The sequence below is a fragment of the Streptomyces sp. NPDC001880 genome, from assembly GCF_053594575.1.
Map to the genome: position 1 here is coordinate 1 of NZ_JBSFET010000109.1, position 16,859 is coordinate 16,859.

Genomic DNA, 16,859 nt, shown 5'->3' on the forward strand with positions numbered 1-16,859 from the left:
CGTTCCGGTGGTGTCATCGCCATCAACCTCCGCGAGACGGCAGACGGCTCGGACGACGAGCTGATCGGTGCGGAGCTGGTTTCGGCCGAGGACGACCCGACCAGGGGCGGCGTTCCGGGCTGCTGCCGGTTCCCTCGACGGAACCAGTCTCCGAACCCCACACGATCACCCGCCTTCGTTGACGCGGGTGTTGATCCGCGCTATCTCCCGCACCCACTCCTGACGCTCGCCGTGGGTGAGGTCGAGGATGTCCTCTCGCTGCCAATGGAAGTGGTAGGCGACGTACGCGATCTCCTCCCGCAGACGGGAAGGCGCGTACGTCACGATTCCCCCAGGCGCCCACCCGACAGGTCCACCTCGAACGACCCGTGGCACAGCGGGCAGGTCACCGCGGCATGCGTATGGCCCTCGCTGTTGATCCGGCGGTAGAAGTCCTGGAGGAACGCCACATCCGTGGCGTACATCCGCTCGACGACCCCGGCGTGTACATCGGTGATGGTGCCGAGCTGGGTGATCACCTGGCTCAGCAGCACCACGGACAGATACGCCGGGTTCTCCTTCACCCGCAGGTCGATCTGCGGGCGCAGCTCGTCCCGCGCCGTCGCGAGCCGCATCGAGCCGCGCCGGTGGACCTGGCCCTCGTCGTCGACGTAGCCGCGCGGCAGCTCGAACTCGAACTCCGCGCGCATGGCCTGTTGTTCACGGGCCGGAGGCTGCGCGGGAGCAGCCTCCTCGCGTGCGGCAGGCGGGGCGGAAGCCAGGCTGTCGAGGACTTCGTCGAGCCCGCCCGACGTAACGGTCCTGCGCCTCATTCGACCACGATCTCCTCGAAGGTGATGGTCACCGTCTCGGTGGCGGCACTGGATTCGCCGGCCTTCAGCGAGGGGCCCTCCCACTTGCTGGCCCAGCCCTGCATCAGCTGGATACGCCGGACCGTCTCACCCTTCGAGTCCTTGATCTCGATGGTCAGGTTCTGGCGCGCGGTGTCGACAGCACCGTTGTTGAGCGTCTCCTTGATCCATTTGGTGAACTCGCTGCTCTTGTCGAGTCCTCGGGTGATCGTCACCTCGCCCGCCTGACGCGCGCCGGGCTGCTTGCGGATGATCTGCTTGCCCTCGGCGGTCACTTGACGGACCTCGACGACTTCCTCCTCAACGGTCAGGCCGCTGATCTCTTGGATCGACTCGACGAGATAGCCGCCGAGCTGCACGCCGAAGACGTGGGTGGAAAGAGCGTCGCCCTCTGCCATGACTCTGTGTCACCTGTTCCGTTTGCGGACCCTGTCGGGTCACTCGTTGACGAGGCTGGTGCTGTCGGAGAACTGTGCGAGGCGGAAGATCACGAACTCCGCGGGCTTCACCGGAGCGACGCCGATCTCGCACACGACCTGACCGAGGTCGATCGACTCCTGCGGGTTGTTCTCGCGGTCGCACTTGACGTAGAACGCCTCCTCGGCCGTGCGGCCGAACAGTGCGCCCCGGCGCCACTCCTCGGTGAGGAAGGCGGTGACATTGCGCCGGATGCTCGACCACAGGCGGTCGTCGTTCGGCTCGAACACCACCCACTGGGTGCCCAGGAGGATCGACTCCTCCAGGTAGTTGAAGAGGCGGCGCACATTGAGGTAGCGCCAGGCCGGGTCGGACGAGAGGGTGCGTGCGCCCCAGATCCGTATGCCTCGCCCGGGGAAGGCGCGTACGCAGTTGACACCGATCGGGTTGAGCAGGTCCTGCTCGCCTTTACTGAGGCGGATCTCCAGGTCCAGCGCGCCGCGGATGACCTCGTTGGCGGGGGCCTTGTGCACACCGCGCTCGCCGTCACTGCGTGCCCAGACACCGGCGACGTGGCCGCTCGGGGGTACCAGGGCGTTCTGGCCGGTAGCCGGGTCGAAGACCTTGAGCCAGGGGTAGTAAACGGTCGCGTAGCGCGAGTCGTATCCGGCGTCGTCGTTGCGCCAGGTGCGGACGCGCTGGGCGTTCATGCCCGGCGGGGTGTCCAGGACAGCGACCCGGTCGCCCATCTGCTCGCAGTGCGAAATCACCGCCAGCTGGACGGCTTTGACGCCCTCGGCGTCGATGTCCCCACGCTGGTAGGCGCTCATCAGGTCCGGAACGGCGACCATGGTGATCTCGTCGATCGCTTCGAGTCCCGCGAACCCCGTACGGGCAGCGGCGTCGCCGACGTACTCGGCCGGGTCGAGGCGTGCGACGCCGGCTCCCGGGGCGGCGGCGGTGGACGCCAGGGCGAGGGTCTGGTTCTCGGGGCGGGTCTGGGCCGCGCCGGGCTGCTCGGTGACCTGGATGAGCTTGGACTGGCGGGTCTGGGCGACCAGATAGCCCTTGACGTTCTTACGGTTGGAGACGTCGTAGCTCTCCACCACCTTGCCGGCCTGCCGCACCAGCAGGCGGAACCGGTCCTCCGGAGGGTTCTCGCCCTCGGCGTCGGCGACCTCCACCGAGAGGTCTCCACTCGTGCCGGGCCGCGCGGAGACCAGGAACCCCCCGATGGCGGTGGGCGGGACCGGCTCGGCGGCGGAGCCCTGCGCCGAGTCCTGCGCGGGGCCGCCGATGCGCACGATGTAGGCCGCGCCACCACCGTTGGCGAAGTAGCCGTAGACCGCGGGCGTCAGATACGTGCCGACGGTGAAGGTACCGAAGATCTGGACGTACTGGTCCCAGTTCGTCACCAGCGTCGGCTGGTGGAAGGGGCCGGACTCCGCGAAACCGACGAAGGCTGCGACCGCGGTGCCGACTCCCTCGATGGGCCTGGCTCCGGACTGCACCTCCTCCACGTATACACCGGGGGTGAGGTACGACGGCATACTCGCTCCTTCGCGTGGTCATTCGTTCGCCGCCGAGTCTTCCCCGGCGGCCGTGGCGGACAGTAGGTCTCAAAGTCCTGGACACGGGGCAACGGTGCTGCCTTCCCGGGCACCCGTGCGACAGGAAGTGCTTCCCCTTGAGGACCGGTCACGGCGGTCGCCGCATTTCCCGGTCCGGTCATGCGACAGCAGCATGTACTGCGGATTTCCGGAAGATGTCCACCTGCATGGCACCGGACGGAAATCAGCCAGAATTCGCGGGCAGCAACTGTCGGCCCGGGACCGGTAGGACGAATCCGAGCCTTGGCCGCTCCACGTACCCGTACGGAGTTCTCCGAGCGGCCCCTGGCCGGAAACGCCTCACCCACTGCCGGCATCACGGAACCCGGGCGGTCCGGATGGCCTCTCATGTGCACGGGAGAAGGAAACTGCCAACGACCGGCAAGCCGGGTTTCCCCCGGCCGGGATTTCTGCTGTTCTCGTCCTTCGTAGGGGAAGCAGGAGGCCAGGAGCCTTTTTCCTACGGTGCGAGATCGCTCAGCACACCGCTGACATTGAGCACTTGATGGCATTCGGAAGCCTGCGATCCGGTCGCCGGCGTGCCAGGTTTGGCACAGGTGACGGACGCGGTGACCGTGTCGTTCTCCTGGATCTGGATGGGGGTGACCCAGTGGTAGTCCTGGTTGCGAAAGGTCTCCAGCGCGATGGTGGTGATCTTCCGTTCCCCGAAGGAGATGGTCAGCACTCCCTCGTCGCCCTGGAAGTTCGCCACCACGATGTCCGTGATTCCGAATACCTTCCCCTGCGGAACCCGGTACGTCCCCTTCTTCTTGGTCCCGGATCCGGTCTGCACATCGATCGTCGCCGAGCTCTGCTGGGTGCCGCCCGTTCCCCCGCCCGTTCCCGAACCGGAACCGCCCGAACCGGAGCCTGTGGAGGTGTTCGGCTTGCCCTGCCCCTTGTCGTCTCCCTGACCACCGGCCGGGCCTCCCGTGCTGCCCCCTGTTGCCGATCCCTGTTGCCCGCCGGGGGGTGTCTTCTCCTGCGCGGCCTCGTGCGCCGCCTGCTTCGCGGTGCTCCGGACCGCGGGCCGGACCAGCGCGAACCACGCGAGCAGCAGGGCGAGCAGCGCGGCGAGCACGATCAACAACCACCTGGGCAGTACCGGCAGTTGCGCGAATTCACCCGGCAGCGCCTCGGCCCTGCCGGACTGCTCGTGGTCCCGGTCCCCTTCGGTGCTTTCGGCGGCCTCGACTTCGAAGGGCCAGGTGACCGGCTGGCCGAACCAGATCAGTTTGCGGGTCCGTACCCGCAGACCCATCTCGGCGGACTCACCCGGTTCCAGGCGCCGTTGGCCCGGGGAGAAGGTCAGTCGCAGCTCCTCCCCGGCCTGCTTGCCGGTGAGGGCTATGTCGACCGCGGTGTTCCCCTTGTTCTGCACCGAGGTGCGGAAGCGGGCGCCCAGCCAGCCGGAGCGCCGGCGCGGGTCGAGCTCCGCCCGGAGCTCGTGGAAGGGCCCGACCACCACCGTGGCCTCGGGAACCGCCACCGACTCGGGGTGCTCCGTGGGCAGAACGCGGACACCCAGGGGTATCTCGCCGGCCCGCACCTCATGGGAGCGGGGCGGGTTGAGCCGTACGGTCACCACTTCGGAGGTGCCCGGGTAGAGGGACACCCGCGCCGGCTCGACGGTGCTCCAGGCGGCGCAGTCGCCGACCACTTCGAACGTGTAGGCCTCGACGATGTCGCCGTCGTTGCGCACGGTCAGGGTCGTCGTCGCTTCGGCACCGGGCGACACCGTCACCGTGGACATTTCGAGTTCGGCAGATGTGGTCACCCTGCGACGTTAAGCCGCACCGACGGCCGCGCAGCAGAGACGCGAGGGCAACGATCGGGCACGAGTGGTGCCCCGAGGGCACAACGACGCGATGTCCCGGCGCCCCCTCCGCGGGCCCGTTCGCCGTGCCGGAGGGCGGCGCGGTCGAGTACGGAGACAGGCGCATCGGACGGAAGCAACGACGGAAGCATCTGAGGAAGACAGGCACGCAGAAGAATGACGACGACAGCAGAAATGAAGAACACAGCCGTTGAGCGCGGCCACTACCGCAGACCCACCGCGGCAGAACGCTCCGCCGAAGGCAGGGCCAGGGAGACCTCCCGGGGCAGAGTCTCCGTCGCCGTTTACGCGGAGGACCTGATCCTGCGGACCGGTGTGGAGCACCAGATTCGCCCGCGGCCAGAGATAGACCTGATAGCCGACGCCGAGGCGGACCGGGCCCAAGTCTCCTTGGTAGTAGTGGACATGGTGGACGAGCGCACCGTCCAGCTCCTTCAGCGTCTCCAGCGCAACACCACGACCCGCACCGGACTCGTCGTCGGTTTCTTCGAATCGGGCGCGCTCCAGACCATGATCGAGTGCGGTGTCGCCGCCGTCCTCAGGCGCGGGGAGGCGAACCAGGACAGTCTTGTGCACCTGGTGACGGCCATGGCCAACGGCGAAGGCGTGCTGCCGGGCGACCTGCTCGGCAAGCTCCTCGACCATGTCAGCAGCCTCCAGCGCACGGTCCTCGACCCCCGCGGGCTCTCGCTCTCCACTCTCACGACGCGGGAGGCGGAGATGATCAGGCTGGTGTCGGAAGGCTATGGCACCGCGGAGATCGCGCAGAAGACCTCGTACTCCGAACGCACCGTCAAGAACGTTCTGCACGAGGTGGTGACGCGACTCGAACTGCGCAATCGGGCGCACGCCGTCGGCTACACCATGCGGCACGGTCTCATCTGAGTGCTGTACCCGGGTTCCCGTGCGGACGGCGTGAGTACGTCGCCGCGCGGGAGTGTGCCGCTGTGCCTGGCCCGAGCGGCCGGGCGGTTGGCCGGGAAGGCGCCGCAAAGGGCAACGGCTGCTTCCCCCTCTCCGGGTACTCCGGACCTGTCCTTGGCCCCGCCCACGCACGATGCTTGTCCTGGAGAGTCATCAAAAGGACTGTGAGGTGGGCCGTGACCGGCACTGCTGGCCCTGCGAGGCATACCCGGCTGGGCCGACTGACGGGCGCTGTGGTGCTGTTGGCGCCGCTGCTGGTGGCGGGTTCCGCGACCGCGCCCCGGAGCGCGCCGAGACTCGCCGCAGTGGCGGACGAAAGCCCGGCGGATGCCGGGCGCATCGCCTACGCCGGTACCGAACACCGCAGTATCGGCCGGGTCACCGCCCCGTCCACCAGCGCCCCGCTGTTCGGTACCGGACCGGCCCACTACGACCAGGACCCCTTCGCACGCGGTGAGGTGCTGGTCTTCACCAGCCTGCGCGACAGCCTGCGGCCGCAGGTGTACGTGCGTGATGCGGGCGGAGCGGTGCGCAGGCTCACCACCGACCGGGACGCCGCACACCCCGAACTCTCCCCGGACGGACGGACCGTGGTGTTCGACTCTGCAGAGCGCGGGCCGGATGGTGTGGTCCAGCGTGAGCTGTGGACCGTCGGGGTCGACGGCTCCGGTCTGCGGCAGCTGACGGACACGCCCAACAACGAGACCTCCCCGACCTTCTCCCCGGACGGCTCACGGATCGCCTACTCCTGTGACTCCGGTCCCGGTCGGACCGGTCTGATCTACGAACGGGCCGTGGCCGGCGGCGCGGCGCGGGTGATCAGTGACGGCCCGCCCGGCGACGCGACCGAGCCGGAGTGGAACCCGGTGGACGACGACACCCATCGTGCTCGTATCGCCTACACCCTCACCGCGGACGAGAAGACGGGTCCCCGGCTCCGGGTGACCGAGGGAATCGGAGCCGACCGTCCACTGCTGGCCGGCGTACAGGCCGGCTGGCGCACGCGCTCGGCCGCCTGGCTGCCGGACGGGAACGGCCTGCTCTTCCTCAGCCCCGACACCACGTGCGGGTGCAAGGACTACGACCACGTCTACCGGACGACCGCCTTCGACGGAAACGAGCCGGGCCTGACGCTCGGCGAGGACCGTGCGGTCGAATCGCCCACCTGGCTCGGGCCCGCGGACTCCGGGACCCCCGTCGTGGCACGGCGGACGTCCCGCGAGGCGAACGACGTGACGCTCCAGGACGTCAGGCAGGACGGTTCGGACCCGCGGGATCTCGGACTCCCCATCCTCAAGGAGGACCCGGAGGCCAATACCAACACCGACCCCGCCAAGGACCCGCTGTTCAACCCGTCGGAGGCCTACGACCCCTGGACCGAGCGGCAGAACTACACCCCGGACGGCAGACGCATCGTCCTGACCCGCTTCGCGGGTCCGGAGAAGGAGCGCGTCGAGCAGATCTGGCTGGCCGACGCCGACGGCACCCACGAGGCGGCGATGCCGCTCGCCGGGCGCGGCCCCCGTGACTGGGACACCGACCCCACGTTCTCACCCGACGGCACCAAGCTGGCGTTCACCAGGACCTCTCCCGGCCGGGTCGACGGGCAGCCGGGGCCGAGCAGCATTCTCATCGCGGACGTCGCCACGGGGGCGATCGAAGGCCGGATCGTGCCCCCGGAGGGGCAGTTGGCCGGTGGCGACGCGCAACCGGCCTGGTCGTCGGACGGCACCACCCTCGCCTTCACCCGCAACCACGTGATCCGGGGCCTCGGCGGCATCAAGCACGTCTGGACCGTCCCGGTGGCGGCGCTCGACCAGCAGCGGGACCTCAGCGCCACCATCTGCCCCGGTGAATGCAAGAAGATCGACGACAGTCCCGCGTTCTCCCCCGACGGCAGCTCGCTCGCCTTCAACCGGAAGGACGGCGGCGGCCGGGTCAACGAGCGCACCGGCGTGGTCGTGACCTCGCTGACCGGCGACGAGTGCCGGGTCGTGCTTCCGTCCGTCCAGCGGAACAACCCCGACGCCTGCCATCAGGAGATCCCCGACACCTCACGGACCGGTCCCTTCCAGCCCCGTGACGTGGCCTGGTCGCCGGACGCGGGACGGCTGGTGCTGAGTTCGCGTCGGGCGCTCGCACCGAACTCCCCGGAGCAGCTGTCCGTGCTCGACCTCTCCTCCGGCACGCTGACGCCGTTCGGCGAGCGGCTCGGCGGGCGGCAGAAGGAGCCCGCCTTCCAGCAGTCGGTCGATCTCTCACTGACAGCGCCGCCCACCGGCCCCTCGGTGGAGACCGGCTCCTCCGTCACGGTGACGGTCACCGTCACCAACCGTGGTCCCGCGCCCTCGCCCGGCACCGTGCTCACCGCCGACGTCCCGCCCGGCGTGCGCCTGGATGAGCTCACCACCCCGGCCGGGACCTGTGGCACCGATTCGCCGCAGTGCGACCTGGGCGTGCTCCCGCCGGGGACCAGCGTGAAGATCACCGCCCGGCTGACCGGGGTGACGCCCGGGGACCAACGGATCGGCTGGTCGGTCGCCGGAGCGGTGGTCGACCCGAACCCCACGGACAACGCCACCGGCACGACCGTCCCGGTCCAGGAAACGCCCGAGGAACCCACGCCCACCCCGACGCCCCGGCCCCCGGCCCCCCAGCCTCCCGAGCCCGAGGCGGGGCCCGCGGTCTCCGTGCGGGCCCAGCCCGGTCCCGGTTACGTCGGCGGCCGGGTAGTGGTGACGTACACGGTGCGCAACGGCCGGAACGCGCTCGCCACCGGACTGCGGCTGAAGCTCGGACTGCCCTCGCGGATCCCGGCGGGTCCGCTGCCTGCGGGCTGCGCTGCCGGGGCATGCGCGCTGCCCGACCTGGCACCGGGCGCCTCCACGGTGGTCCGTGTGGTGCTCAAGCCCGACCGGGCGCTGACGACCAGCATCACCGGAACGCTGACCACGACCGGCACGGACGCCGATCCCCGTGACAATGTGTCCAGGAAGCCGCTGCGCATCCTCCAGCCGCGGATCATCGCGGTACCCGCCGTCGGCAAGCCGGGGTTCGTCACCTCCGTGCGGGGCAAGGACTTCCCGCCCGGGGCACCCGTGAAGCTGTCCTGGAAGCCCGGGATCACGGCGGCCGCACCGCCCACCCTCCCGCGCCGGGACCGTACGTTCATCGCGCAGCTGCTGATCCTGGCGAAGGACCGGACGGGGCCGCGCACGATCATCGCCGAGGGGCCGGGGTTCAGCCCGGTCACCACGTCCTTCCTGGTGGTCGGCGGCACCATGGTCCCGCCGGACGAGGTGGGGCGCCGATGATCCACGAAGTGGACGAGGGGCTGCGGCTGTTGCTGGTCGACGCCGGCCTCCAGGAGAGCGGCGTCGACCTGGTCTTCGACGCGCCGACGAAGGACTGGTCCGCCCGGCGCAACGCGCCCACGATCAGCGTTTTCCTCCACCGCATCCGTGAGGACGCGACCCGCCGCCGCACCGGTGCGGCCGAGGAGCACGACGAGGAGGGAATGGTCATCGGCTGGCGGACCCCGCCGCGCTGGTACGAGCTGACCTATCTGGTGACGGCCTGGACCAATCGCCCGCAGGACGAACACCGCCTGCTCTCCGAGGTGTTGCGCTGTCTCGTACGGTCGGACGTGCTGCCCACCCGGATGCACACGGGCAGTCTCGCCGAGCTCGGGCTGGCCGTGGAGCTGGAGGCGGCGGGTCCGGGCACCGACGGGCCGTCCGCCTCGGACGTGTGGTCAGCGCTCGGCGGTGAGCTCAAGGCCGCGATCGATCTGCGGGTGTGGGCACCGCTGGCCGGTGAACGGACGGCGGCCGGCCCGCCGGTCACCGAGGGTCTGGTGGTGAGGTCCGCTCCCGCACGGGACGGCGACGATGCGGGACCGGGGCGCCGGCTGCGCTATGACGGTGCGTCCGATCCCGGCGGCCAGGGTTTCGCCGCGGAACGGGAGCGGCAGCTGCCGCCCGGCCGGCGCAGGCGCGGAGGCGCGGCCCGATGACCACGACACAGGGCACCCGTGCCGTCCACGAACCGGCCGACACCCCGACGGTGGTGATCGAGGAGCTCTGGGAGCGGCTGGTCCACGTCGAACAGCGGGTGAGGACCGCTGTGGCGCTCCGGCGGGCCGCCGATCCGCAGCCGGACGATCCGTACCGGGGGCAGTACCTCACCCCCGAGGCGGCCGCGCGGATCGTGGAGTCCCGCGACGCGTTCTCGCCCGTACCCGCGTACGGCTCCGAGCCTTCGCCGCAGTCGCCGCCCGGGAGCCGGATCCGGCGGCTCGCCGAGAACTTCGGCCTGGTCCCGCTGGACGTCGATCTCCTGCTGGTCGCGATGGCCCCGGACATCGACAACCGGTTCGAACGGCTCTACGGCTATCTCAACGACGACCTCACCCGGCGCAGGCCCACGATCGGCCTGGCGCTGGACCTCTGCGGACTGCCCGCCGCGGGCTCCGGACGCTTCCGGTTCTCGTCGTCCGCGCCGCTGGTCGCGGGCGGGCTGCTGGAGGTCCTGGAGGGCGACCGCCCGCTGCTCTCGCGGGTACTGCGTGTGCCGGACCGGATCACCGCGTATCTGCTGGGCGACGACGAGATCGACGGGAGGCTGCGCGGTCTCGTCCGGGCGGTCACGTCCGAGGAGGAGCCGGACTCCGCTCCGGAGGTCCTGCGGGTCGCGGCGGCGGTGGGCACGGGCAGCGGACTGGTGCATCTGCTCGACCGGGGCGGCGATCCCGGCAAACTGGCGGTCGAGGCGCTTCTCGCCGCGGGGCGCCGTCCGCTGGTGGTCGACATCGCGGCGCTGGCGGCCCTGCCCGAACCGGCGGAAGCCGTACGGACTCTGGCGGCCGAGGCCAGGCTGAGCGGCGGCGGGGTCGTCCTGGGGCCGCTGGAGGCGCTCGCCCCCGAGCGGCCCGAGCGAGCCCGGCTGCTCAGCGGCGTCTGCGCCGCGGTCGGCGGTGTTCCCCTGGTCGTGTACGGGAAGAAGAACTGGGATCCGCTGTGGACGACGGAGAGTCCGGTTCCGGTCCATGTCCTGTCCCCCGGTCCGGGAGGCGTGGCGCGGCAGTGGCGGCGGGCGCTCGCCGAGGCCGGCGCCTCGGTCGGGCTGCCCGCCCAGAGCGCGTCGGCCGGCGAGGAACTCGTCGAGGCCACCGCCTCCTACCGGCTCGACTCCGAACAGGTGCGCAAGGCCGCCGTCGTCGCTTCCCGACTGGCCGTCCTGGAGAACCGTCCGGTGGACGCTCAGGACCTGCGCTCGGCGGTCCGGGCGCAGAACGGAGCGGGGCTCGAACGGCTCGCCCGCCGCATCGAGCCGGCGGTCGGCTGGGACGACCTCGTACTGCCCGCCGCGACCCGTCACGAACTGTCCGAGCTCGCCCTGCGCGCACGCCACCGCGAGCAGGTGCTCGGACAGTGGCGGATGCGGCCGGGTGGCGGCCGGGGGCGCGGGATCATCGCGTTGTTCGCGGGCGAGTCCGGGACCGGCAAGACCATGTCCGCCGAGGTGGTGGCTTCGGAGCTGGGCATGGAGCTCTACGTCGTGGATCTGTCCACGGTGGTGGACAAGTACATCGGCGAGACCGAGAAGAACCTCGAAAGGATCTTCGTCGAGGCGTCCGACGTCAACGGCATCATGCTGTTCGACGAGGCGGACGCCATCTTCGGGAAACGGTCGCAGGTCAAGGACGCACACGACCGTCATGCCAACGTGGAGTCGGCCTATCTGTTGCAGCGGATGGAGTCCTTCGACGGGATCGCGGTGCTCACCACCAATCTGCGGGGCAATCTCGACGAGGCATTCACCCGGCGCCTCGATGTGATCGCGGAGTTCCCCATGCCGGACGCCGCCCAGCGCCTGGCGCTGTGGGACCGCTGTCTCGGGACGGCGGTGCCCCGCGAGGCCGGGCTCGACCTGGAGTTCTGCGCGGGCCGCTTCGAACTGGCGGGAGGGTCGATCCGAGCCTGCGCGGTGACCGCCGCCTATCTGGCAGCGGAATCGGGGAAGCCACTCGGCATGGAGCAGATCGTCTCGGCCGTGCTCCAGGAGTACCGCAAACTCGGCCGGCTGGTCCGGGAGAACGAGTTCGGCCCGTGGCTGGAGCGGGCGCGGGGCGGCGGTGCGGGGTAGCACCGCCGGAGACCTGCGCGGGGTCGGGGCGCGGCGGCCCGCCCCGGCCTTCCTCCCTGTTCGGACCGTGCTGAGCCGTGGTGCGCTCGGGTCTTGACGTGGGTCACGAGGCCGCCGACGAATGCGGTCCTCCCCCGCCGGGCCGTTGCGGCCGACGCGGTCCCGGGCGAGGGCACCTGGCTCGCGGTGGTCCCGAAGCCGCGTCCGCAACAGCGGCTCGGCTGTGGCTCAGCCCGCGGCGGCCTCGGCCTCGTCGGCGGCCGCGACGAGCAGGTCCGGGAGGCTGCCTTCATGGTCGGGCAGCCGCTCGGCCAGTACGCGCCACAGGCCGGGCCCGGCCCTGTCGGCGGCCCGCTGGACCAGCCGCGCACACACGGCCTGCCACGCCTCGCGTCCCGGTGCGTCCCGTGGTTGCTCGTACCCGTGGCGCAGAGCCGCGCTCGCCGGCCGGACGGCGTCCGCCACCGACTCGTCGTCGAGCACGCCGGATGCCCGGATCCGACGGACCATGCGGTCGTACATGAAAGTTCCGTCGATGACGGCCAGTGCCGCCCGGGCGGCGGCGGGACCGTGTGTCGACCAGTGGAACCGGCTCGGGCCGGGCAGCGCCTGCGCGAGCACGTCGGGAAAACCCGGTCGGGCGGCCAGCGCGCACAGTACGGACCGCGGAAGCGACTCGGCGGCGTGGGCGCGGACCAGTGCGGGCCACGGGGTCGTGGTGTCGCCGCAGGCGCCGTCGAGTACGGCCTGCGCCGCGACGGAATCGGTACAGGTCCGCAGCTCCGCGACCGGATCCGTGCCGAGGGGCCGGGGGCGCCGGAGGGCGGCGAGCCCCCGGCGCAGTACCGGATCGCGGTCCGCCTCCGCGACGAGGCTCTCGTCCAGCCGCTCGTCCAGACCGTACAGCCAGAGGCAGTCCACTGAGCTTCGGCCCCACGCGGCCCAGCGCGCGAACAGTGCCCGGGGCGGCACGCCGGCCGCGTGCAGCGGCAGGGTGACGGTCGACCGGAACGCGTGCTGGTAGCGGACGCCGTGCCAGGAGTCCTCTGCCGCCCGCCGGAGCTCCTCGTCGTCGAGTTCGGCTACGACGGCTACCACTACCTCGGCCGGAGCGGTCAGCAGGACCCGCAGATCGGGGAAGTGACGTTCCTTGCCCTGCGCCGGCTTCCCAAGCCCTGTGAACAGCTCCTCCAGCGTGCCGTGATGAACGGGGAAGCGCCGGGCCGCGACGTACCAGCTGCGAGGGTCGTCGCCCAGTCGCGTGTGCAGTTCCGCACCGGCCGCCTTCCAGAACGCCTCGCTCGCACGGACGTTGTTGTGGTCGTGGCCGTTCACGGCGCGCACCAGTTCGTCGATGTACCGCACCGAACGCAGCACCTCGGGCAGGTTCGCCTCGGTGAGTACGTGGCGCAGCAGCGCGGGCCGGGTCTCGCCGATCCGTTGCAGGCAGGGCCACCAGGCGAAGGCGGGCAGCTCCTGCTGACGGGCCACCAGCCGGTTCGCGACTCCGGGGTCCCACGGTGTGAGCAGGGCGGCGGTGAGATCGTCCGGGCAGTCGGTGCGGGCGATCAGCGCCCTTCGCTGGATGCGCGCGAAGGGTTCGCGCCGGTGTGCGGCAGCCAGTGCGGACCAGTCGACGGGTCCGGCGGCGAGTACGGCGTCGGCGCCCAGCACCGTCCCGGCGGCGCGCAGTGCGGCGATCGCTTCCTCGGGCCCGGCCGAGTGCGTCGGCGCGGGCCGGGCCGCGAAGCTGCGCATCAGCGCGTCGGAGCGCCGCGCCCGGGCGGCGAGGGCGGTGTCGTTCAATTCCGTCGTGGCGGGTGGGCGCGCGTCGTCCGGCAGGAGTGAGATCGCCCAGGTGAGCAGCCGGTGGAAGTCTGCGGATCGTCGGTCCGCGACTGCCTGCGGCGTCCTGGAAGCGACCTCGTGAATCATCCGACCAACCCGTTCTCGTAAATGCTCCGCCGTGTGTCGTCTCCGCCCCGGCCGCACGGCGCGGACTGCTGACCGGTGGTCAACCGTAGGCGACGAAGCGCCATGACCGCGCGGCGGTTTCCGCCCGGCCGGCGACGGCGCGCGGGCCTGACGCCGCCCGTCGTGGGCGGCAGCCCGGTGTATCAATTTCCTTTGGTCCCGATGACGGCCTGTGGCAGGGTGCTCCGCTGTGACAGAGAACGACAACATCCGGATCATCCCACTCGCCGAGCGTCCGTCGTTGGCATCGCGCCTCTACGAGATCAAAGACTCCTGGCCCGTATTCACCCACCACGAACCCGTCGCGGGTGCCTTGTTGAGCCGGGTTCCCGAGGACTTTCCGCAGTACTGCGTGGCCGCGACGGACGGTGACCGGGTCGTGGCACGCGGGTTCAGTGTGCCGTTCAACGCCGAGCTCGACGGACGTGAGGAGATGCCCGACCAGGGCTGGGACCGGGTGCTGGTGTGGGCGTTCCGCGACCGGCAGTCCGGGCACGCGCCGACAGCGGCCAGCGCGCTGGAGATCTCGGTGGACATCGACTATCTCGGCCGGGGCCTGTCCCATCGCATGCTGGCCGCGCTCCGGCAGGCGGCCGGCCGCCAGGGGCACAACGCCCTGCTGGCACCGGTCCGCCCGACGGCCAAGCATCTGGAGCCTCGCCTGCCCCTGACCCAGTACCTCCGTCGGCTCCGGGACGACGGGCTGCCCGCCGACCCATGGGTACGGGTGCACGTCAAGGCGGGCGGCACCATCGAGAAGGTCGCTCCCGCCTCGATGACGGTCAGCGGTTCGCTGGCTCAGTGGCGTCGGTGGACCGGCCTGCCGTTCGACCGCGACGGTGCCGTCGAGGTGCCCGGCGCGCTGACTCCGGTGCACTGCGACACCGCGCACGATCGCGCCGTCTATGTCGAACCCAACGTCTGGATCCGGCACGCCATCGAGCCGCGTACCGTCTGAGGACACACCTCGGTCACGACAGTGTGTCGGCGACCACGGACGCCGCCTGCGCGATGAGTTCGTTGTCGTATCCGGCGTCCTCCTCGCTCCGGTTCGAGAGGATCGCCACGACGATGGGGGCGCTGTCGGGCGGCCACACCACGGCGATGTCGTTGCGGGTGCCGTAGGTGCCACCGGCTCCGGTCTTGTCACCGATGACCCACTCCTTGGGCATTCCGGCCCTGATGAGTTCGTCTCCGGTGGCATTGGTCCGCAGCCACTTCGTCAGTTGCGCGCGTTCGCCCTTGCCGAGGACGTCCCCGAGGACGAACGCCCGCAGGTCACCCGCGAGTGCCCGTGGCGTGCTCGTGTCGGACGTGGCACCGGGAGACCACTGGTTGAGCTGCGGTTCCCGGTGTTCCATCCGGGTGACGTCGTCGCCGATCCCGGCGAGCACGGCGTCCAGGCCCCGGGGGCCGCCCAGCCGGTCGAGGAGCAGATTGGCCGCGGTGTTGTCGCTGAAACGGATGGCGGCGTCGCACAGGGCGCCCAGGCTCATCCCCGTCCCGACGTGCTTTTCGCTCACCGGGGAGTTGCTGACCAGATCGTCCCGCGAGTACCTGATCAGCTCGTCGAGCCCGTCCACGGAGTACTTGCGCAACACCGCACCCGCGGCCAGCGCCTTGAACGTGGAGGCGTAGGCGAAGCGTTCGCCGTCATTGTGGGTGACCTCGCGACCGGTGCCGGTGTCGATGGCGTAGACACCGAGCCGCGCGTCGAACTTGCGCTCAAGCTCCTTGAACCGTCCCGTGAACGGCTTCGCGCCCTTGGCCGGTCCTGTTGCCCCGGCGTGCGGGGAGGACGCCACCGGGGAGGATGGGGACGAGGGGCGGGAGTCCTCGCCGCTGCACGCCGTGAGCGGTACGAGGGCGAGTGTGGCCAGTGCGCATACGGTGACGCGCCGTTCCATGCCGATCAGCGGTTTCATCGTCGTCCGGCTCCATTTGTTCGTTTCGCGAGCGCATTGGTCGTTTCGAGGGCGCAAGTGCGGCAGGCGCGGCTGCGACCGTGCCGGGTCCAGTGGGCCAGGTCCTACCACCGGCGCGGCTCCGGCACGAACGCCTGCGAGCCGCGCAGCGGCAGATCCACCGCGGCGACACGGCGTCCGCGCAACGTCAACTCAGGCGTGGAAGCCGTTGCAGACGACGGAGGTGTACTGCGTGGGCCCGCCTTCGACGTGGTACAGCACCACGGTCCAGTCGCCCCTGTCGTCTCCCACCGGGAGCGCGTCGACGGTGCGTTCGCCGAAGTGGGCACGGAAGTCGTCGGGGTATGTGAAGCTGACGGTTCCACCGGAGGACCAACGTGAGTAGATGTCGACGGGTTTGCTGGTGAAGCCGACGCCCTTGCCGACAGCCCGCAGGGGCCGTCCGGTGGCTCGGTCCGTTTCGTGCGGGGGCCGCACCCCCACGGATATGTAGTACGGCGCGGGCCTCTTGCCCTCTCCGGCGTTCTGCGGGCGCAGCTCCAGCGTGGCGGTGTCGGAGCCCATGGTGTGCGAGACGGAGGACCGCAGTCCGGTGGGCGGTGAGGCATCGGCGAGGCCGGCCAGATCGCAGGAGCCGATGCCCTGGGCTGCCTGCGCAGGGTCGTCGGACAGGGTCCAGCGGTCCTGCGAGACGCGGTCGTTCACGATGTGGTCCGGCGGTCCACCGGCCGGCCGCCTGTCGGCGGACGGCGAAGTGGCCGTCCCCGGCGCGGTCGGCTGCCCGGACGTGGTGATCTCCGTCGTGGGGGCGGCACCGGTGTCCTTGCTGTCCGATTCGGGGAGCAGCCAGACCGTCATCGGCACCGCGATTGCCACCGCGCACACCGCGAGCCAGGCCCTGCCGCGTGAGGTCCGGGCGGGGCGCCGATCCGGGTCCGGGCCGTCGTCCGGTGCGGTGTCCGGCAGCCCCTTGGGGGTGGTGGTCGCGGCCCTCTCCGCCGTGTCGACGGCCGGTTCGCGGTTCGACGGCCGTGTCCCGGCCCCGCCCGCCGGTGCCCGGGCCGTTCCCGGATGCTGGTGCGCACCGTCGAACCCGTCCCCGGGTTCGGGGACGGTCGTATTCGATCTGCGGCCACTCACACATCCACTGCCGTATCGCACCCGGCGCCGTCGA

General features: G+C 70.8%; 12 protein-coding genes and 1 pseudogene. 5 read left to right on the plus strand and 8 right to left on the minus strand.

Features of this window, described 5'->3' with window-relative positions:
- Nucleotides 1-165: 165 nt before the first annotated feature.
- From ACWCQ6_RS31745 to ACWCQ6_RS31765, 5 genes are all read right to left on the minus strand, one after another.
- Nucleotides 166-324, minus strand: coding sequence for a DUF6760 family protein (locus ACWCQ6_RS31745; RefSeq protein WP_177328192.1), 159 nt, complete (start codon nucleotides 322-324; stop codon nucleotides 166-168).
- The gene (locus ACWCQ6_RS31750; protein WP_451095113.1) at nucleotides 321-812 is read right to left on the minus strand and encodes a hypothetical protein; all 492 of its coding nucleotides are present in this window, start codon (nucleotides 810-812) and stop codon (nucleotides 321-323) included. Before ACWCQ6_RS31750 ends, ACWCQ6_RS31745 begins: the two co-directional genes overlap by 4 nt.
- Nucleotides 809-1,249, minus strand: a complete 441-nt coding sequence (locus ACWCQ6_RS31755; RefSeq protein WP_124720830.1) for a phage tail protein — start codon at nucleotides 1,247-1,249, stop codon at nucleotides 809-811. Before ACWCQ6_RS31755 ends, ACWCQ6_RS31750 begins: the two co-directional genes overlap by 4 nt.
- 39 nt (nucleotides 1,250-1,288) lie before the next feature.
- The gene (locus tag ACWCQ6_RS31760) at nucleotides 1,289-2,818 is read right to left on the minus strand and encodes a phage tail sheath family protein (protein ID WP_451095116.1); all 1,530 of its coding nucleotides are present in this window, start codon (nucleotides 2,816-2,818) and stop codon (nucleotides 1,289-1,291) included.
- Nucleotides 2,819-3,338: 520 nt separating this feature from the next.
- A complete protein-coding gene (locus ACWCQ6_RS31765; protein ID WP_451095132.1) occupies nucleotides 3,339-4,631 on the minus strand; it encodes a COG1470 family protein in 1,293 nt (430 codons plus the stop codon).
- A 240-nt stretch (nucleotides 4,632-4,871) separates the two neighbouring features.
- On the opposite strand from ACWCQ6_RS31765, the gene ACWCQ6_RS31770 reads away from it, so the two are divergent.
- The 4 genes from ACWCQ6_RS31770 to ACWCQ6_RS31785 all read left to right on the plus strand — a co-directional run bounded on the left by ACWCQ6_RS31770 (nucleotide 4,872) and on the right by ACWCQ6_RS31785 (nucleotide 11,786).
- Nucleotides 4,872-5,600, plus strand: coding sequence for a helix-turn-helix transcriptional regulator (locus tag ACWCQ6_RS31770; RefSeq protein WP_451095118.1), 729 nt, complete (start codon nucleotides 4,872-4,874; stop codon nucleotides 5,598-5,600).
- A 215-nt stretch (nucleotides 5,601-5,815) separates the two neighbouring features.
- Entirely contained in the window at nucleotides 5,816-8,953 is a 3,138-nt protein-coding gene (locus ACWCQ6_RS31775) for a hypothetical protein (RefSeq protein ID WP_451095120.1), read from the plus strand.
- The gene (locus ACWCQ6_RS31780) at nucleotides 8,950-9,654 is read left to right on the plus strand and encodes a DUF4255 domain-containing protein (RefSeq protein WP_451095122.1); all 705 of its coding nucleotides are present in this window, start codon (nucleotides 8,950-8,952) and stop codon (nucleotides 9,652-9,654) included. Before ACWCQ6_RS31775 ends, ACWCQ6_RS31780 begins: the two co-directional genes overlap by 4 nt.
- Nucleotides 9,651-11,786 carry an ATP-binding protein gene (locus tag ACWCQ6_RS31785; protein ID WP_451095124.1) on the plus strand — a complete coding sequence of 712 codons (2,136 nt, stop codon included), beginning with the start codon at nucleotides 9,651-9,653 and terminating at the stop codon, nucleotides 11,784-11,786. Before ACWCQ6_RS31780 ends, ACWCQ6_RS31785 begins: the two co-directional genes overlap by 4 nt.
- Nucleotides 11,787-12,014: 228 nt before the next feature.
- On the opposite strand, the gene ACWCQ6_RS31790 is transcribed toward ACWCQ6_RS31785, so the two are convergent.
- Nucleotides 12,015-13,721 (minus strand): hypothetical protein, encoded by a 1,707-nt coding sequence (locus tag ACWCQ6_RS31790; RefSeq protein ID WP_451095126.1) that lies wholly within the window; start codon nucleotides 13,719-13,721, stop codon nucleotides 12,015-12,017.
- Nucleotides 13,722-13,950: 229 nt separating this feature from the next.
- Here ACWCQ6_RS31790 and ACWCQ6_RS31795 point away from each other — a divergent pair, with 229 nt between their 5' ends.
- Nucleotides 13,951-14,718, plus strand: a complete 768-nt coding sequence (locus tag ACWCQ6_RS31795; protein ID WP_451095128.1) for an N-acetyltransferase — start codon at nucleotides 13,951-13,953, stop codon at nucleotides 14,716-14,718.
- A gap of 13 nt (nucleotides 14,719-14,731) precedes the next feature.
- On the opposite strand, the gene bla is transcribed toward ACWCQ6_RS31795, so the two are convergent.
- Entirely contained in the window at nucleotides 14,732-15,685 is a 954-nt protein-coding gene (gene bla / locus ACWCQ6_RS31800; RefSeq protein WP_451095130.1) for a class A beta-lactamase, read from the minus strand.
- Nucleotides 15,686-15,877: 192 nt separating this feature from the next.
- A pseudogene (locus tag ACWCQ6_RS31805) lies at nucleotides 15,878-16,859 on the minus strand (hypothetical protein); the annotation flags it as partial.

Coding starts and splice junctions, on each gene's coding strand:
- ACWCQ6_RS31755 (WP_124720830.1), bottom strand. CDS start 1,249: ATGGCAGAGGGCGACGCTCTTTCCACCCACGTCTTCGGCGTGCAGCTC.
- ACWCQ6_RS31790 (WP_451095126.1), bottom strand. CDS start 13,721: ATGATTCACGAGGTCGCTTCCAGGACGCCGCAGGCAGTCGCGGACCGA.
- ACWCQ6_RS31780 (WP_451095122.1), top strand. CDS start 8,950: ATGATCCACGAAGTGGACGAGGGGCTGCGGCTGTTGCTGGTCGACGCC.
- ACWCQ6_RS31770 (WP_451095118.1), top strand. CDS start 4,872: ATGACGACGACAGCAGAAATGAAGAACACAGCCGTTGAGCGCGGCCAC.
- ACWCQ6_RS31765 (WP_451095132.1), bottom strand. CDS start 4,631: ATGTCCACGGTGACGGTGTCGCCCGGTGCCGAAGCGACGACGACCCTG.
- ACWCQ6_RS31750 (WP_451095113.1), bottom strand. CDS start 812: ATGAGGCGCAGGACCGTTACGTCGGGCGGGCTCGACGAAGTCCTCGAC.
- ACWCQ6_RS31760 (WP_451095116.1), bottom strand. CDS start 2,818: ATGCCGTCGTACCTCACCCCCGGTGTATACGTGGAGGAGGTGCAGTCC.
- ACWCQ6_RS31785 (WP_451095124.1), top strand. CDS start 9,651: ATGACCACGACACAGGGCACCCGTGCCGTCCACGAACCGGCCGACACC.
- bla (WP_451095130.1), bottom strand. CDS start 15,685: ATGAAACCGCTGATCGGCATGGAACGGCGCGTCACCGTATGCGCACTG.